The organism is Mycobacterium sp. (assembly GCF_049647605.1).
Lineage (GTDB): Bacteria > Actinomycetota > Actinomycetes > Mycobacteriales > Mycobacteriaceae > Mycobacterium.
The window spans coordinates 1-1,958 of record NZ_JBARXZ010000219.1; the positions used below are offsets into that span (position 1 = coordinate 1).

Annotated in this window: 2 protein-coding genes; both read right to left on the bottom strand. The window is 58.1% G+C overall.

The window, feature by feature from the left end; translation table 11 throughout:
• Positions 1–6: 6 nt before the first annotated feature.
• Positions 7–1,137 (bottom strand): DmpA family aminopeptidase, encoded by a 1,131-nt coding sequence (locus WBB07_RS27070; protein WP_526312409.1) that lies wholly within the window; start codon positions 1,135–1,137, stop codon positions 7–9.
• On the bottom strand, positions 1,134–1,958 hold an 825-nt coding region (locus WBB07_RS27075), incomplete at its 5' end, for an ABC transporter permease (RefSeq protein WP_526312411.1). The genes WBB07_RS27075 and WBB07_RS27070, both read right to left, overlap by 4 nt.

The following is a 1,958-nucleotide window of genomic DNA, read 5'->3' on the forward strand; positions in this document are numbered from 1 at the left end:
TCCCCATTATTCGAGACTGTCGTACCGCTTGATGATTTCGAGAAGCGGAACGATTGGGATAGCTTCGATTTTACTACGGTTGATACGTGTTCCAACCATATCCTCGGCCGCCAGCATGGCATTGACGACGGATTCTTCCACGGCATCGACCACCGCCATGTAGATTGGATCGAAGGCGTCGTCGTCCAGCATATCAATGCTACGCAGAGGCGGTGCGACGTCAGTCAGCGGTGCTGCATTGGCCGTCGAAAACGCGATGAAAATATCGCCGGAATTGTTGCCGCCCGGTGTGCCGTTGCGACCGATGCCTATGGTGCAGCGGCGCGCCAAACGCTTGAGCTGGTGTGGGGCCATAGGGATATCGGTGGCAACCACGACGATGATGGAGCCGCGTTCGGCCATGTCTGCACCGGCATCGTGCATATGCCGGCCAACCGGTACGCCGCAAATCGTAAGCCAATCCCGCTGGCCGTGATTGGCCTGTACCAGCACGCCGACCGTATAGGGGCGCCCGCCGATTTCCAAGCGTCTTGAGGACGTACCCGTTCCACCCTTGAAGCCATAGGTGATCATGGCGGTGCCGCCACCGGTATTGCCTTCAGCTACCGGTCCATCGGAGGCGGCGTCGAGAGCGGCCAGCACATCGGCTTCGGACAGCGCCAGGGTATTGATATCGTTGAGGATGCCGTCGAAGGTTTCCGCGACCACAGGCATGATCCAGCGCGGACGCTCGCCGTAGTAGGTTGTACGGTAACGTTCGAGCATCCACTTGACCGTGGCATGGTGAGCCATTCCAACGCTATGGGTGTTGGTGATGGTGATGGGTCCGAGAAAGTAGCCGCCATCCTCGATCCAATGCGTTCCCGTCATCTCGCCGTTGCCGTTGAAGCGATGAACTCCGGCAAAGACAGGGATGGGTGTATCCGCATCTGGATGAGGCACGATCGAGGTGATGCCCGTGCGCACCGGCAACATGCGTCCGGGGCGAGGCGCAGCTTCACACAGGCTGTGCAGCCCCACTGCCACGTTCGGTACGTCGGTGATGGCATTGTGGGGGCCGGTCGTGCCGGCGAAGGGCAAGCCCAGTTCGCGCGCTCGAAGCTTTCTGTCGGGGCTTTGCTGTGTGTTCATGGTCATTTCTGGCGAGAGCACAGGTAAAGGCCGAGCGATGCGACGAGAAAGGAGAATGTCAGCATCATCACTGCTATGGCATTGATTTCCGGTTTTATGCCGCGCCTCAGCATGGCGAAGATGAAGATCGGCAGGGTCGTGACATCAGTGCCGGCGATAAAATACGTGATGACCAAGTCATCCATCGAGATGATGAAGGCAAGCAGCGCGCCTCCCATGACGCCAGGCATGAGCTGTGGCAGGACTACCTTGCGGAAAGTCACCCATTCGTTCGCGCCGAGATCTGCGGAGGCGTGTTCAAGGCTGCGATCCATGCCGGCCAGCCGGCTGGAAACAACTATGAACACATAGGAGATAAGGAAGGTGCATTGGCCGATGATGATCGTGCCGATACCCAGATGAACGCCTGCATTCACAAAGAAAATCAGCAGGGCGATGCCGAGCACGATGTCCGGCACGAGCATCGGCATGAACATCAGCACCCTATAGGTGCGAGCACCAAGGAAATCATATCGGTAAAGCGCCAGTGCCAGTGCCGTTCCCAGCACCGTTGAGATCAGTGTGGTGCTGAAGGCGATGACGATGCTGTTGCGCAGCGCCGCCAAGAGCTGGCCGGTGGATTCGATGTACATTGCGGCTTCCGAGACGGTCGTCTTGAAGCCGAGTACCTGCCAATACCAGTCCGTCGTGAACCCTTCCCAGGTCATCATGTTCACCGGGTTGGAGTTGAACGAGTAAACGGCAATCAACGCCAGCGGCAGATAGATGAAGGCAAAAAACAGAGCGGTGTAGGCAACGAGGCCGCCCCGGAAAAGCCAGTTCAAGCT

Bases quoted from the DNA above. Each gene is read 5' to 3' on its own strand.
- WBB07_RS27070 (WP_526312409.1), bottom strand. From the start codon at position 1,137: ATGACCATGAACACACAGCAAAGCCCCGACAGAAAGCTTCGAGCGCGC.